A 14,218-nucleotide genomic window follows, 5' to 3' on the forward strand; every position below is an offset into this window, starting at 1 on the left:
GGCTTGCACTATCTTTGCCTGACAATTCGCCTATATGCAGTTCTTCGATCATTTTCTGGCGTGCTACGGTTGGGAGGGCGCGGCTCTCGCGGGGGCGATGCTCGTGATGCTGGGCGTGCAGCTCTATTACTATCTGGCCGTCTATGGACGCATCCCGGGCTACAGGAACAACCGCCGTGCGGCGAAGCTCGGCGCCGAGCCGCCCGTGTCGGTCGTCATTCCGCTCTTTGCGGAGGACTACTCGTTCGTCGAGGAGCGGCTGCCGCTCGTGCTGGCCCAGAACTATCCCGATTTCGAGGTCGTCATCGTCTATGTGGGCCACGATTCGGACTTCTACGAAGACCTCGTGCAGTTGCGGCACTCCTTTCCGCAGATCTCCACCACGAAGATCCAGCTCGATCCCCGCTTTCCCATCTCGCGCAAGATGGCGCTCAACGTGGGCATCAAGTCGGCGCACTACGAGCATATGGTCTTCACCTCGACCGACGCCGTGCCCCAGACCGACCGCTGGCTGTCGCTCATGGCCAAGGGGTTCATGCGGGGCGACATCGTGCTGGGATACTGCGGCGTGGAGCGCGCGAAGGGGCTGGCGAACTACCTGATGCGCACCTGGCGGATGATGCACGCCGCGGACTGGATCGCCCGGGCCGTGCGGCGCCGCGCCTACCGGGGCACGCTTCACAACTTCGGATTCACCAAGAGCCTCTATTTCGGGGCGAACGGCTTCAGCCACCTCAATATGAACATCGGCGAGGACGACCTCTTCCTGCAAAAGGTCATCACGGCGGACAACGTGAGCGTCATCCTCTCGCCGCGGGCCACGCTGCGCGAAAAGGCGTGGGGCGGCATGGGCTGGTGGATGGGCCGGCTGCGCTACTACGGCTCGGCGTTCCGCTTCTACCCGCTGTCGGTCCGGACCTTCGTGCGGTGGGAGCTGGGATCGCGGGCGCTCTTCTTCCTCACGGCGCTCTGCGCCCTCGCGGTGATGCCGGTCGAGTACAAGCTCGCGACGGCTGCGCTGGTCGTCGCGCGCTATGCCGTCGTGGCCGTTCAGGTGCGGCGCATCGCCCGCCGGCTGGGCGAGAGCGGCATCGCGGGGCTCTATTTCCTCTACGACCTGTTGAGCCCGTTGTGGGCTGCGGCGCTGGGACTGCTGCTGCTGCGCCGCGACGAACGCGTATGGAGATAGACGACTATATCGTAGCCTCGGACCGCGAGCTGGTCGGACGGGTGCTGGAGGGCGACGACAACGCCTTCGAGTACCTCTTCAACCGTTACCGCGACGCGATCCACCGCCTGTTCGTCCAGCGGCTCGGCGGAGCGAACGACGCCGACGACCTGCTGCAGGAGACCTTCATCAAGGTCTATATCAACCTGCACCGCTACAATGCGGAGTACACCTTCGGGCAGTGGGCCTACACCATCGCCCGCAACACCTTCATCGACTTCGTGCGGCGGCGGCAGGACGGACTGTCGATCGACGACCGCTTTGCGGCGCCTGCCTCGAGCGCCCCGACGCCCGAGGAGAGTTTCATCAACCTCCAGCAGCGGACGCAGATCGAACACTACCTCGAACGCCTCACGCCCCGCTACCGGCAGTTGGTGCGGATGCGCTTCTTCGAGGAGTACTCCTACGAGGAGATCGCCGCCAAGCTCGCGCTGCCGCTCGGAACCGTGAAGACGCAGATACACCGCGCCCGCGAGCAGATGTGCCGGATGATCTCGGAGGGCGAAAAACACTGATGCCGGAAAACACGGACACATGGAACTCATCGACAAATACTTTCCCGACCTCACGGAGGAGCAGCGGCGGCGGATCGCCGCGCTGTACGGTCTCTACGCCGACTGGAACGCCAAGATCAACGTCGTCTCGCGCAAGGACTTCGACCAGCTCTACCTGCGTCACGTGCTGCACTCGCTCGCCATCGCGAAGGTGTGCGCGTTCGCCGACGGGGCGCGCATCCTCGACGCGGGGTGCGGCGGCGGATTCCCTTCCGTGCCGCTGGCGATCCTCTTTCCCGGGGCGCGCTTCACCGCCGCGGATTCGATCCGCAAGAAGATCGCGGTGGTCGAAGGGGTCGCCGGAGCGCTCGGGCTGCGGAACCTGACGCCCCGCTGCGTGCGGGTCGAGACCCTCGAAGAGCGTTTCGACTACGTCGTTTCGCGCGCCGTGACGGCCATGCCGGAGTTCCTGAAACTGACCTGGAACCGGATCGAGCGCGGACAGGCCGGTTCGCTGCCCAACGGCGTGCTCTATCTCAAGGGGGGCGATCTGGCCGAGGAACTGGCCCTCACGGGAAAGCGGTGGTATGTTTACGACATTCCCCGCTTCTTCGACGAACCGTTCTTCGAAACCAAGAAGGTCGTTTACACGCCTAAGAAATAGGTGTCTCGCCGTCTTTTCTGCCGGGCGTTCCCCGTCCGCAGAACGGCGCCGTGCGGTATGGAGCCCGGTTTGAGCCCGTTTCGGGTATGGGGTTGCAAGAAAGATTGCGATCCGTGCCGGGCGGCTACCGGCTGCCGAGCGCCTCGGTGCTCAGCAGTCCGCAGGCGGCCTGGATGTCCTCGCCGCGCGAGGCGCGGATCGTGGTCTGGATGCCGCGCGCGGTCAGCGCGTCGCGGAAGCGGCGCATCGCTTCGTCGTCGGGCGAGAAGTAGGGCGAGCCGGGGATGCGGTGGAAACGGATCAGATTGATGCGGCACTTGATGCCGTCGAGCAGCCGCGAAAGCCCCCGGATGTGGCGCGGCGAGTCGTTGAGTCCCTCCAGGACGATGTATTCGAACGAGACCCGCCGCTGGTGGGTGAAGTCGTACCCGCGCAGGATGGCGGCCACCTCGGCGATGGGCCACGCCCGTTCGACGGGCATGATCTCCATGCGCTCCTCGCGGAAGGGGTTGTGCAGGCTCACGGCCAGATGGACCTTCGTGGCGTCCAGAAACCGCCGCAACTGCGGCACGACGCCCGCCGTGGAGACGGTGACGCGCGTGGGCGACCAGCCGAAACCCCACTCCGAAGTGATGACGGAGAGCGTCCGCAGCAGTTGGTCCGGGTTGTCGAGCGGTTCGCCCATCCCCATGAACACGAGGTTCGTGAGACGGTCGCGCTCGGGCAGGGAGACGATCTGGTTGAGGATTTCGGCCGCCGGCAGCGACTCCTGCAGCCCCTGGCGGCCCGTGGCGCAGAAACGGCAGCCCATGCGGCAGCCCGCCTGCGAGGAGACGCAGAGCGTGGCCCGCTCGCCGTCGGGGATGTAGGCCGACTCGACGTAGTGGCCGCGCCGCGTGCGGAAAAGGTACTTTTTCGTGCCGTCGGCGGAGACCGAGACCCGCTCGGGGGCGCTCAGCGCCGGGGCGAACCGTGCGGCGAGGCGTTCGCGGGCCGTCGCCGCGAGGTCGGTCATCCGCATCGGGTCTTCGGTTCCGCGCACGTAGAGCCAGCGGGCGATCTGCCGCGCGGCGAAGCGCGGCAGCCCCAGCTCGGCGCAGAGAGCCGCGAGCTCCTCCGGATTTTTCCCGTACAATGTCTCCTTTTCCGTCATATCCGCCCTCTCCGGGCCTTTTCTCGGGAACAAAAATAGGCAAAATCCGAAGATTTTTGCGCGGGAACGTTCATTTTTGAATTTTTATCCATATATTTGTGGTGGATAGCGCGCGTATGCGCCGGTCCCGTTCAGCGAACAATTAAAATTTAGATAGATGGAAATCAAGAAATCACGCAAAGCGGACCTTCAGAACAAGCGGGGTCTTTTGCTCGAAATCGGCCTCGTCGTATCGCTCGGCCTGGTGATTCTGGCCTTCTGGTACACGCCGAAGGAGCGTAAAATCGAAAAGCTCGATCTGCAGACCGCGATCGTCGAGGAGCAGATCACCGAGATCACCCGTCAGGACCAGAAGCCGCCCGAGCCTCCCAAGAAGGTGGAGGTGAAGGTGATCGCCGACCTGTTGCAGGTGGTGACCAACGACACGAAGATCACGACCGAAGTGGACTTCGCCGAGTTCGACGAGAACACGGAGGTGATCCAGCAGGTCGAGGTGCAGGAGGAGGAGATCGAGGACGACCAGCCCTTCCTGATCGCCGAGACGATGCCCTCGTTCCAGGGCGGCGACCTCAATACGTTCCGTACGTGGGTGCAGCAGAACGTGCGCTTCCCGCAGATCGCTCTCGAGAACGGCATTCAGGGCCGCGTGGTCCTCACGTTCGTGATCGAGAAGGACGGCCGTCTGACCAATATCGAGGTGTTGCAGACGCCCGACCGTTCGCTGTCGGAGGAGGCGATCCGCGTGCTGAGCAAGTCTCCGAAGTGGAGCCCCGGCAAGCAGCGTAACCAGGCCGTGCGTGTGAAGTACACCCTGCCGGTAGATTTCCGCGTGCAGCAATAGGGTTGCGGACCGCAGATTTTGAGGGTATCCTGCTTTCGGGCGGATACCCTTATTTGTAGTTTGGAGCGACGTTTCCCGTCCGGTCCGGAAGGCGGGCGGAAACGGCGACGGATCAAAAAAACGAAACGATTGAAAGAGAATAACGAAAACAACAAGCCGGCCGCGGCTTCCGCAGCCGGGACCGGAGCGCCGTGCGAACGTGCGGTGCTGGTGGCCGTCGTCCGCGACAACCAGGACCCGCGGCAGGCCGAAGAGTTCCTCGACGAGCTGGAGTTCCTGGCCGAGACGGCCGACATCCGGGCCGTCAGGCGCTTCACGCAGCGGCTGCCGCAGCCGTCGGCCCGGATCTATGTCGGGCCCGGCAAGTTGCAGGAGATAGCCGACTTCTGCCGCGAGGAGGAGATCGACGTGGTGATCTTCGATGACGAGCTGACACCGTCGCAGACGCGCAACATCGAAAAGGAGATGCCCTGCCGTCTGCTGGACCGCACGCGCCTGATCCTCGATATCTTCATGTCGCGGGCGCAGACGGCCTACGCCAAGACGCAGGTGCAGCTGGCCAATTACGAGTACATGCTGCCCCGCCTGTCGGGGTTGTGGACCCACCTCGAACGGCAGCGCGGCGGCACGGGAACCCGCGGCGGCGCGGGCGAGCGCGAGATCGAGACCGACCGCCGGATCATCCGCAACCGGATCGCCAAACTCAAGGAGGACCTCCGGCGGATCGACCGGCAGATGGCCGTGCAGCGGTCGAACCGCGGCGCACTGGTCCGCGTGGCGCTGGTGGGTTATACGAACGTGGGCAAATCGACGCTGATGAACCTCATCGCGAAGAGCGAGGTCTTCGCAGAGAACAAGCTCTTCGCCACGCTCGACACGACGGTGCGCAAGGTGGTCTTCGACAACCTGCCGTTCCTCCTGTCGGATACGGTGGGATTCATCCGCAAGCTCCCCACGGAGCTGATCGAGTCGTTCAAATCGACGCTCGACGAGGTGCGCGAAGCCGACCTGCTGGTGCATGTGGTGGACATTTCGCATCCGCAGTTCGAGGAGCAGATCGCCGTGGTGAAGCAGACCCTGCAAGAGATCGGAGCGGGGGACAAACCCGTTTATCTGGTCTTCAACAAGGTCGATGCCTACACCTATATAAAAAAAGAGGAGGACGACCTCACGCCTCCGACGCGCGAGAACCTGTCGCTCGACGACCTGAAGCGAAGCTGGATCGCCCGGGCCAATACGCCCTGCATCTTCCTGTCGGCGCTGACGAAGGCCAATCTGGAGAAGTTCCGCACGGACCTCTACGGAATGGTCCGCGAGATTCACGCCGGACGCTACCCGTTCAACAATTTCCTCTACTGAAAACCAACCAACCGCACATAACCGTATGACATTGCACATTCTTTCCCGGCAGAACACCGTTCTCAACAAGTTCATCGCCCAGATCCGCGACAAGGCGGTTCAGCGGGATTCGATGCGCTTCCGCCGCAACATGGAGCGGATCGGCGAGATCATGGCCTACGAGATTTCGAAGGAGTTCACCTACCGGCCGCAGATCGTCACGACGCCGCTGGGGGAGGCTTCGGTCGAGACGATCGGGAACGAGATCGTGCTGGCCACGATCCTCCGCGCCGGGCTTCCCTACCATCAGGGATTCCTCAACTATTTCGACGACGCGCAGAACGCCTTCGTGTCGGCCTACCGCAAGAGCACGAAGGACGGCAAGTTCACCGTGAAGGTCGAGTACATTTCGTGCGGCAGCCTGGAAGGCAAGACGCTGCTGCTGGTCGATCCGATGCTGGCCACCGGGACGTCGCTCGCACTGACCTACAATGCGTTGTGCGAGAAGGGCGGGACGCCGGCCCATACGCACGTCGCTTCGGTCATCGCCAGCGAGCAGGGTGTGGACTACGCGATGAAGCACATGCCGCGCGAGACGACCTCCATCTGGGTCGCCGCCGTGGACGAGGAGCTTACGTCGCGTTCCTACATCGTGCCCGGAATCGGGGACGCGGGCGACCTGGCCTACGGCGAAAAGCTCTGATTCCGGCGTCCGGGCGGCGGATGAGAAACGATAACCGCGGGAAAAACTGGAGATGAAAAGAAAAATTACGTTCGTTCTTGCCGTTTTCGGCGCGACCCTTCTTGCGATGGCGGTGCAGAAGCCCGTCTTTCTGGCGTGGTACGCCGCGGAGGCGGCCGGCGCGGGTTTCGGCGGCTGGTGCGCCGTGATCTGGCACGGACTGTCGCTCGATGCGACGGTGGCGGGGTATGTGACGGCGCTGCCGCTGCTTCTGACCCTGCTGTCGTGCTGGGTGCGCTTCCCCGAACGCCTCTGGAGGCGGGTGATGACGGGCTATTTCGTCCTCGTCGCGCTTCTGACGGCCGTCGTTTTCGCCGTGGATGTCGCCCTGTACGAGCATTGGGGGTTCCGGCTCGATTCCACGATTCTGATCTATCTGGCCGATCCGAAGGAGGCGATGGCGAGTGTCGATTGGGCGCTGGGCGTGCGGCAGACCCTGCTGGGAGGCGTATATACGGCGGCGATGGTGTGGCTCTACGGCCGGGTGCTGCGGCTCTTCGACGGGGAGCCGTGCGGCGCGCGGCGCGCTTTGCCCGCGACGCTGCTCTTCCTGCTGCTGGCCGGGGGCGACTTCCTGGCGATCCGCGGCGGTACGGGGGCTTCGGTGGCCAACGTGTCGAAGGTCTATTTCAGCTCCGAGATGTTCCTCAACCATGCGGCGACGAACCCCGTCTTTTCGTTTCTGTCGAGTCTGGGCGACAATGCGGATTACGCTGCGGCCTATCCCTTCTTCGACGAGCGGACGCGGGCCGTGCGGTTCGACGCCCTGCGCGGAAACGGCCGGAACGCGGAACCCGCAGTGCGGGTGCTCGACACGCTCAGGCCGAATGTCGTGGTGGTGATTCTCGAGAGTTTCGCCCGCACGGTGATGGACGAGGAGGTGGACGGCGAACCGGTCATGCCCAACATGCAGCGGCTGAAGCGCGAAGGGGTGTGGTTCGAGAACTTCTTCGCCAACTCGTTCCGCACGGACCGCGGCGAGGTGGCGATCCTGAGCGGTTTCCCGGCCCAGACGAAGACGTCGGTCATGAAGCTGCCGGCCAAGAGCCGCACGCTGCCCTCCGTGGCCCGGTCGCTCGGCCGGGAGGGGTATGCCACGAGTTTCGCCTACGGCGGCGATCTCAACTTCACGAACCAGGCGCAGTACATGTACGCTACGGGATGGCAGGAACTTGTCTGGCAGAAGGACCTGCGTTTCGACACGCCGCCCGCGGACTGGGGCTACGACGATGCGGTCATGTGCGACTGGTTCGCCGACCGGGTCATCGCGCTCGACGCCGCGGGCCGGCCCTTTCTGGCGGGGCTGCTGACGCTGAGCAGCCACAAGCCCTTCGACGTTCCCTATGCGAAATTCGAAAACGAGGTGCTCAACGCCATGGCCTTCTCCGATGCGTGCGTCGGGGCGATGATCGACCGGCTGAAAGCCTCTCCGGCGTGGCGGAACCTCCTCGTCGTGCTGGTCGCCGACCACGGCTATCCCTATCCGAAGACGCTGCCCTACAACGTGCCGCTGCGTCACCGGATTCCGATGATCTGGACGGGCGGGGCCGTCGCCGCGCCGCGTGTCGTGGAGGAGTACGCCTCGCAGATCGACCTGGCCGCGACGCTGCTCGGCCAGTTGGGGATCGGGCACGACGATTTCGAGTACAGCAAGGACATTTTCGCCCCGGCCCCCCCCCGCAAGTTCGCCTACTACACGTTCAACGACGGCTTCGGCGTCGTGGACGCCACGGGCGAAGCGATCTGGGACGCCACGGGCGACCGCGTGGTGTCGGCGACGAACCCCGAGCTGCTGGACGTGGGGCGCACGATGTTGCAGACGACCTACACGGATCTCGCGGGGCGCTGAGAATACCCTGTTTTAGGTATTGTTCCGCAACGGGGCCCGGCTTATTTTTGCAAACGATAAAAATACCTATATGTATGTATGGAAATAGCGGATACACGGGCGAGGACCGGATGTGCGATCTGGTCTGCGACCGATACCCTGTTTTGCAGGTGATGAGCCGCTTCGGAATCGCTCTGGGATTCGGCGACAAGACCATCGCCGAGGTGTGCGCCGAGAACAAGGTCGATACGGCGACCTTCCTCGCCGTGGTCAATATGCAGATGAATGCGGGCTGCAACGCCTCGGAGGCGGCTGCCGGGGTGTCGGTGCGGGCGCTTACGGACTACCTCCACAATTCGCACGGCTACTTCCTCGACTTCCGCCTGCCGGCCATCCGCCGCAAGCTGATCGAGGCGGTGGACTGCGCGCAGAACGACGTGTCGTTCGCCATCATGCGCTTTTTCGACGAATACGCCGCCGAGGTGCAGCGGCACATGTCCTACGAGGAGCAGACCGTCTTCCCGTACGTCGAGTCGCTGCTGGCCGGTGAAAAGAATACGGCCTATTCGATCGACGTCTTCCGCCGCCAGCACGACCAGGTCGATGCGAAGCTGCGCGAGCTGAAGAACATCATCATCAAGTATTACCCTTCGGGCAGCACGAACGAGCTCAACGGCGTGCTGTTCGACATCTTCACCTGCGAGCAGGAGCTGGCGTCGCACAACGCCGTGGAGGACGACATCTTCATTCCGGCCGTCGAGCGGCTGGCGGCCGACGGCGTCCGCGACGAGAAGCCCGAGCCGCTGAGCGCCCGCGAGCGGGAGATCATCGTCTGCGTGGTGAAGGGCATGACCAACAAGCAGATCGCCGAGGCGCTCTGCATATCGGCCCACACCGTCATCACGCACCGGCGCAATATCGCCGCGAAGCTGCAAATACACTCCGCGGCGGGTCTGACGATCTACGCCATCGTCAATAAGCTGGTCGAATTGTCCGAGATCAAGGACACCATAACGGATCTGTGACATGGCACACGAACACGCACACGCCGGGCTCCATCACCACCACGAGCACCGGATCACGTCGCTCAACCGGGCGTTTCTCGTGGGGATCGTCCTCAACGTGGGATTCGTCGTCGTGGAGTTCGCCGTCGGACTTTTCTACGGTTCGATGGGGCTGCTCTCCGACGCCGGGCACAACCTCTCCGACGTGGCCGGCCTGTTGCTGGCCATGCTGGCGTTCCGGTTGGCGCAGGCGCACGCCACGCCCAGGTACACCTACGGATACAAGAAGAGCACGGTGCTCATTTCGCTGCTCAACTCCGTGATCCTGCTGATCGCCGTGGGCGTCATCGTCGCCGAGAGCATCGGGCGGATGCTGCATCCCGAGCCGATCGCGGGCGGGGCGATCGCGTGGACGGCGGGCGTCGGGGTCGTCGTGAACGGCTTTACGGCGTGGCTCTTCATGAAGGACAAGGAGAGAGACCTCAACGTGAAGGGCGCCTACCTGCACATGGCCGCCGATGCGCTGGTGTCGATCGGCGTGCTGGTCTCGGGCGTCGTGATCTCGTGGACGGGCTGGACGGTCGTGGACCCCGTTGTGGGGCTGGCCGTGGCCGGAGTGATCGTGGCTTCGGTGTGGTCGCTGACCCGCGACAGCCTGCGGCTCTCGCTCGACGGCGTGCCGGAGGGAATCGACGTCGGGCGCGTGGAGGCGGAGATGACCTCCGTGGAGGGGGTCCGGGCGGTGCATCATATCCATATCTGGGCGATGAGCACCACCGAGAACGCCCTCACGGCGCATGTCGTGCTGGAGGACCTCGCCCGGCTGGAGGAGGTGAAACGGCGGCTCAAGGAGCGGCTCGCCGGGGAGGGCATTCCCCATGCGACGCTCGAATTCGAGTCGGCGGCGGCCCGCTGCTGCGATCTGTGCGACTGAAATGATTGGTTGAAATAACGAATGCTGGAGAGCCTCCGGTTCGGGTCGTTCCCGGACCGGAGTTTCTGTTCCGGGGGCTTTCCTCTCCGTTGCGGGGAAAGCCCGGCAGCCGGCCGGGGTGGCGCGGCTTTCATGCGGGAGCCCGGACGGCCCCGTGTGCCGGCGGTCTTTTTTGCGACGTCACGGCACGGGGTCGTAACCGCTGCCGCCCCAGGGATGGCAGCGGGCGAGCCGCCGCAGGGCGAGCCAGCCGCCCTTCAGGGGGCCGTATTTTCGTAGCGCCTCGAGCGCGTATTGCGAGCAGGTGGGGGTGAAGCGGCACGACGGCGGCGTGAAGGGGGAGATGCAGAGCTGGTAGAAGCGCACGAGCACGATGAACGGCAGGGCGCAGAGCCGCCTAAAGACGCTCCGCGATCGTTTCCAGAATCCGGCGGACCGCATGTGCGATGGTTTTGTAGGGCAGCGCCTCCTTCGAGGAGTAGATGAGGGCCAGGTCGAGATTGACCGGTGCGCCGCAGCGGACGATCCCTTTTTGCAGCCGGTAGGCCTCCTTGGTGCGGCGGCGCAGCAGATTCCGCCGGTTCGCCCGTTTGTGGAACTTCTTGGGGACCGAGAAGAGCACCTCCACCGACGGCACGCTGTCCGCCTCGGCGAACCAGACGTACCGGAACGGGAAGACGAAGCCGCTCTCGCCGCTCTCGAACAGGCGCCGGACGGCTCCGAGCGAACGGAGCCGTTCCGTGCGGGGAAGCGAGCGGTCGTCGGACATGGCGGGTCTCTATTTGCGGGGTTCCGCCGTTCCGGGACGGCGCACGCGGCTCTTCTTGGTCAGCTTGTGCTGCTGGCTGCGGATGAACTCCTCCTTGCGCGTGTCGGTCGTGACGGCGACGGGTTCGATCTCCTCGCCCGCCTCGACCCGTGCGAGGTAGATGTCGAGAGCCTTGGCCATCGAAGGGGCTTCGGGCGTCGGGGCGTTGGCCAGCACGGTGATTCCCGCCTCCACGGCGGCGCGCAGCGTGCCTTCGCCGAAGACCGCCACGGCGGGCAGGTTGTCGGTCCCGAACTTCTCTACGAGGGTTTTGATGTCCGTCGGCGAGTAGAGCGCCAGCACGTCGTAATCGGAGAGCTTCACGTCGTCGAGGTCCGATGCCACGGTGCGGGCGAGAATCACGGGGTCCACCGGCAGTTTGAGTTTGGCCAGCGTCTCGGGCAGCTCGGGCTTGTGGGGTTCGCTCAGCGCCAAGAGGAACTTCTCCTCCTTGTGCTTGATAATCAGCTCTACGAGCGAAGTGAACGATCCGTCGGCGAACGAAATCTTGCGCTTGCGATAGACGATGTATTTCTGCAGATAGAGCGCCACGGCCTCCGTCTGGCAGATGTATTTCATGGTTTCGGGCACGGTGATGCGCGCCTCTTCGCAAATGTGGAAGAAACTGTCCACCGTCGTGCGCGACGTGAAGATGACGGCGGTGTGGTCGAGTATTTCGACCCGTTGAGCGCGGAACTCCTTGAGCGATACGCCCACTACGCGGATAAAAGGCTTGTAGGCGATCTCTGCCTGGTATTTCCGGGATAATTCGTAGAACGGAGACTTCTCGATGTTAGCGGGTCTCGGCTGCGAAATGAGCACACTCTTTACTTTCAATTGCGGAGATGTTTAGTTTGTAGCTTTCGGGGGTCACCTCACCAGCGACAGCCACAGAAGGCTCACCGGGAAGATTTCCACGGTGCAAAGGTACAAAAACCAATGCAAAATTGAAATTTTTTTGGAAATAAACAGATTCAGCGACTCTTTGAGGTACAAGAAAGCCGTCATGGCTAATTCGATGGTAATGACGGAGAACCACACGTTGCCCGTACCGCGGGGACAGAGCGCGAAGAGCAGCAGCGCGGGTGAGGTGACGATGACCGCCAGTGCGAAATAGGTGCGGCGGAGCAGCATCAGTTGCGAGACGAACGGCTGCGAAACGGTCACGGCCCCGGCGATGCGGACGAGCGCGGCCTGACAGGCGACGATGGCCGTGCAGGCCAGCGTGGCCAGCAGGCTCATGGCCAGCACGGCGCCGTGCGAGAGCGTGTCGGTGAGCAGGCGGGGCATCAGGGCGTCGCCGTATTTCACGGCGAAGACGCCCAGGAAGAGCATTCCGATCGCCGTGACGATGTGCAGAAACCGCGAGAATCCGCTACTGCCCGGATCCTCGGAGAGACGTTGCCGTGAGGCGGCGTCGCGCGAGATGTGGCCCACGAGGGTGCGGATGTCGCCGATGTTGCGGTAGAGCAGGGTGGCGTAGGAGGCGGCGAGCAGCAGGACGAAGCTCTGGAACACGGCATTGTCCGTGAGCGACGGCGCGCCGGAGGGCGGCAGCGTACGGGGGGCCGCTTCGACCGAGGCCGGACCGAAGACCGCGGCGGCGGTCGTGTCGCGCCAGCGGACGGCGGGCGTCTCTCCGGGGAGGTCGGCCGGGCCGGACTGCACCGGAAAGGGAAACGCCGGCAGCGAGTCGGCGTGCAGCGAATCCGTGCGGAGCGAATCCGCGGGTGCGGGCAGGGTGCCGGCCGGCATTTCCGTCCGTGCCTCCGCCCGGAACGGGGCGGTTCCGGACGAATCGGAGCGTCCCGCGTCCGAAGCCTCTGCGGCGTTTATGGCACGGGGTGCGGCCTTCGGAACCTCGGCTCCGTATGGTGCTGCGGCGCGGGTCTCTGCGGTGCGGATTCCGGCGGTTGTCCCGGCCGGGGCGTGTGCGCCGGAGAGGGAATCGACGGGAAACGCGGCGTCTTCCGGATATGCCGTCCGCGCATCCATCAGGCGAAGATGCGTTTGAGGGTGATGCGGATGGTCGTGCCCTTTCCGATTTCGGATTCGGTCACGGCGATCTTACCCTGGTGGTACTCCTCGACGATCCGGCGCGAGAGCGACAGCCCGAGGCCCCAGCCGCGGGTCTTGGTCGTGAAACCCGGTTCGAAGATGCGCTTCCAGTTGCTCTTGGGGATTCCCTTGCCGGTGTCTTTGACGTCGATCATCACGTGCTGTTCGTCCGAGGAGATGCGCACGGCGATCGCTCCGTGGCCTTGCAGGGCGTCGAGCGAGTTCTTCATCAGGTTCTCCACGACCCACTCGAACAGCGCGGCGTTGATGTTGGCCTGCACGGGGGCGATGGCCAGCCCGTTGTAGTCCAGCGTGACGTTGCGGGGGATGCGCTTGCGGAAATACATGACCGATTCGCCCACGACTTCGTTGATGTTGGCCGGGGTGAGCGGGGTTTCGGACCCGATCTTCGAGAAGCGGTCCACGATCTTCATCAGGTGCGTGAGGTCCTTCTGCATTTCGTCCACGGCCGACTGGTCCACGGGCTGCGCGCGCAGGTATTCGATCCACCCGAGCAGCGACGAGGTGGGCGTGCCCAACTGGTGGGCGGTCTCCTTGGCCAGGCCGATCCAGACGCGGTTCTGCTCGTCGTGCTTCGACGAACGGAAGGCGATGAACCCCAGCGCGATGAAGGCCGTGATGACGAGTATCTGGACGTAGGGGAAGTAGTAGAGCGACTTGAGCAGCGCCGACTTGCCGTAGAAGATGATGTGGTAGTGCTGCGCCGACCAGAGCACCTTGACCGGGATGGGGGTGTTCTCCTCGGTGAAGCGGTCGATCTGTTCGCGCAGCCGGTCCGGGTGTTCGATGATCCGGTCGGGGATGAGGTGCGAATGCACCACCCGGAGGTTCTCGTCGGTGATGATGAACGGGATGTTGTTGCCGTTGGACATGATGTCGCGCAGCAGCGGGTCCTGGAAGGTGCTGCCGCCCAGCACGTCGCGGTTGATGCGTTCCATGGCGTGAGCCCATAGCGCCACGTCGTGCTGCTCCTTCTCCCTGAGCCGCCGCGCCATGTCGTTGGTGTAGAGCAGCGACATGGCCCCCAGCGAGATGCCGACGACGATCACCACCACGCGGTTGCGGAACGAGAGCAGATTGGTGCACCACTTTTTCATCGCGACGT

15 protein-coding genes are annotated in these 14,218 nt (G+C 63.9%); 9 read left to right on the plus strand and 6 right to left on the minus strand.

Features of this window, described 5'->3' with window-relative positions:
* Positions 1-34 precede the first annotated feature (34 nt).
* Genes KB554_RS09570 through KB554_RS09580 form a run of 3 tightly spaced genes read left to right on the plus strand, consistent with a single transcriptional unit; the run spans position 35 to position 2,386 of the window.
* Positions 35-1,189, plus strand: a complete 1,155-nt coding sequence (locus tag KB554_RS09570) for a glycosyltransferase (RefSeq protein WP_141428250.1) — start codon at positions 35-37, stop codon at positions 1,187-1,189.
* Positions 1,180-1,743: an RNA polymerase sigma factor gene (locus KB554_RS09575; protein WP_141428249.1), complete on the plus strand. Its 564-nt coding sequence runs from the start codon at positions 1,180-1,182 to the stop codon at positions 1,741-1,743. The genes KB554_RS09570 and KB554_RS09575 overlap by 10 nt, the downstream gene beginning before the upstream one ends.
* 19 nt (positions 1,744-1,762) lie before the next feature.
* Positions 1,763-2,386: a 16S rRNA (guanine(527)-N(7))-methyltransferase RsmG gene (locus KB554_RS09580; protein ID WP_211035798.1), complete on the plus strand. Its 624-nt coding sequence runs from the start codon at positions 1,763-1,765 to the stop codon at positions 2,384-2,386.
* Between the two features lie 124 nt (positions 2,387-2,510).
* Here KB554_RS09580 and rlmN read toward each other — a convergent pair whose 3' ends face one another.
* Positions 2,511-3,539 carry a 23S rRNA (adenine(2503)-C(2))-methyltransferase RlmN gene (rlmN, locus tag KB554_RS09585; RefSeq protein WP_211035800.1) on the minus strand — a complete coding sequence of 343 codons (1,029 nt, stop codon included), beginning with the start codon at positions 3,537-3,539 and terminating at the stop codon, positions 2,511-2,513.
* 157 nt (positions 3,540-3,696) lie between these two features.
* Here rlmN and KB554_RS09590 point away from each other — a divergent pair, with 157 nt between their 5' ends.
* The 6 genes from KB554_RS09590 to KB554_RS09615 all read left to right on the plus strand — a co-directional run bounded on the left by KB554_RS09590 (position 3,697) and on the right by KB554_RS09615 (position 10,226).
* Positions 3,697-4,380, plus strand: coding sequence for an energy transducer TonB (locus tag KB554_RS09590; RefSeq protein WP_141428246.1), 684 nt, complete (start codon positions 3,697-3,699; stop codon positions 4,378-4,380).
* Between the two features lie 129 nt (positions 4,381-4,509).
* Positions 4,510-5,739 carry a GTPase HflX gene (gene hflX / locus KB554_RS09595; protein WP_242116271.1) on the plus strand — a complete coding sequence of 410 codons (1,230 nt, stop codon included), beginning with the start codon at positions 4,510-4,512 and terminating at the stop codon, positions 5,737-5,739.
* Positions 5,740-5,764: 25 nt separating this feature from the next.
* Positions 5,765-6,421, plus strand: a complete 657-nt coding sequence (upp, locus tag KB554_RS09600) for a uracil phosphoribosyltransferase (protein WP_141428245.1) — start codon at positions 5,765-5,767, stop codon at positions 6,419-6,421.
* 52 nt (positions 6,422-6,473) lie between these two features.
* A complete protein-coding gene (locus KB554_RS09605; RefSeq protein WP_211035802.1) occupies positions 6,474-8,309 on the plus strand; it encodes an LTA synthase family protein in 1,836 nt (611 codons plus the stop codon).
* A gap of 74 nt (positions 8,310-8,383) precedes the next feature.
* Positions 8,384-9,313 carry a helix-turn-helix transcriptional regulator gene (locus tag KB554_RS09610; RefSeq protein WP_141428243.1) on the plus strand — a complete coding sequence of 310 codons (930 nt, stop codon included), beginning with the start codon at positions 8,384-8,386 and terminating at the stop codon, positions 9,311-9,313.
* 1 nt (position 9,314) lies between these two features.
* Positions 9,315-10,226: a cation diffusion facilitator family transporter gene (locus KB554_RS09615; RefSeq protein WP_141428242.1), complete on the plus strand. Its 912-nt coding sequence runs from the start codon at positions 9,315-9,317 to the stop codon at positions 10,224-10,226.
* 180 nt (positions 10,227-10,406) lie between these two features.
* Here the strand turns inward: KB554_RS09615 and yidD are convergent, their stop codons facing one another.
* From yidD to KB554_RS09640, 5 genes are all read right to left on the minus strand, one after another.
* The gene (gene yidD / locus KB554_RS09620; protein ID WP_141428241.1) at positions 10,407-10,667 is read right to left on the minus strand and encodes a membrane protein insertion efficiency factor YidD; all 261 of its coding nucleotides are present in this window, start codon (positions 10,665-10,667) and stop codon (positions 10,407-10,409) included.
* Positions 10,624-10,932, minus strand: coding sequence for a ribonuclease P protein component (locus KB554_RS09625; protein ID WP_232522958.1), 309 nt, complete (start codon positions 10,930-10,932; stop codon positions 10,624-10,626). Before KB554_RS09625 ends, yidD begins: the two co-directional genes overlap by 44 nt.
* 72 nt (positions 10,933-11,004) lie before the next feature.
* Complete coding sequence (locus tag KB554_RS09630) at positions 11,005-11,871, minus strand: uroporphyrinogen-III synthase (protein WP_141428239.1); 867 nt, start codon at positions 11,869-11,871, stop codon at positions 11,005-11,007.
* A 33-nt stretch (positions 11,872-11,904) separates the two neighbouring features.
* Positions 11,905-13,029: a DUF4271 domain-containing protein gene (locus tag KB554_RS09635; protein WP_211035804.1), complete on the minus strand. Its 1,125-nt coding sequence runs from the start codon at positions 13,027-13,029 to the stop codon at positions 11,905-11,907.
* Entirely contained in the window at positions 13,029-14,210 is a 1,182-nt protein-coding gene (locus tag KB554_RS09640) for a HAMP domain-containing sensor histidine kinase (RefSeq protein WP_141428237.1), read from the minus strand. The genes KB554_RS09635 and KB554_RS09640 overlap by 1 nt, the downstream gene beginning before the upstream one ends.
* Positions 14,211-14,218: the final 8 nt, after the last annotated feature.

It is taken from the genome of Alistipes sp. Marseille-P2263 (assembly GCF_018101075.1).
Classification (GTDB): domain Bacteria; phylum Bacteroidota; class Bacteroidia; order Bacteroidales; family Rikenellaceae; genus Alistipes; species Alistipes dispar.

What these genes read in the sequence shown, in the direction of transcription:
- KB554_RS09570 (WP_141428250.1), top strand. Translation starts at nt 35, where the DNA reads ATGCAGTTCTTCGATCATTTTCTGGCGTGCTACGGTTGGGAGGGCGCG.
- KB554_RS09575 (WP_141428249.1), top strand. Translation starts at nt 1,180, where the DNA reads ATGGAGATAGACGACTATATCGTAGCCTCGGACCGCGAGCTGGTCGGA.
- KB554_RS09580 (WP_211035798.1), top strand. Translation starts at nt 1,763, where the DNA reads ATGGAACTCATCGACAAATACTTTCCCGACCTCACGGAGGAGCAGCGG.
- rlmN (WP_211035800.1), bottom strand. Translation starts at nt 3,539, where the DNA reads ATGACGGAAAAGGAGACATTGTACGGGAAAAATCCGGAGGAGCTCGCG.
- KB554_RS09590 (WP_141428246.1), top strand. Translation starts at nt 3,697, where the DNA reads ATGGAAATCAAGAAATCACGCAAAGCGGACCTTCAGAACAAGCGGGGT.
- upp (WP_141428245.1), top strand. Translation starts at nt 5,765, where the DNA reads ATGACATTGCACATTCTTTCCCGGCAGAACACCGTTCTCAACAAGTTC.
- KB554_RS09605 (WP_211035802.1), top strand. Translation starts at nt 6,474, where the DNA reads ATGAAAAGAAAAATTACGTTCGTTCTTGCCGTTTTCGGCGCGACCCTT.
- KB554_RS09610 (WP_141428243.1), top strand. Translation starts at nt 8,384, where the DNA reads ATGTATGGAAATAGCGGATACACGGGCGAGGACCGGATGTGCGATCTG.
- KB554_RS09615 (WP_141428242.1), top strand. Translation starts at nt 9,315, where the DNA reads ATGGCACACGAACACGCACACGCCGGGCTCCATCACCACCACGAGCAC.
- yidD (WP_141428241.1), bottom strand. Translation starts at nt 10,667, where the DNA reads ATGCGGTCCGCCGGATTCTGGAAACGATCGCGGAGCGTCTTTAGGCGG.
- KB554_RS09635 (WP_211035804.1), bottom strand. Translation starts at nt 13,029, where the DNA reads ATGGATGCGCGGACGGCATATCCGGAAGACGCCGCGTTTCCCGTCGAT.
- KB554_RS09640 (WP_141428237.1), bottom strand. Translation starts at nt 14,210, where the DNA reads ATGAAAAAGTGGTGCACCAATCTGCTCTCGTTCCGCAACCGCGTGGTG.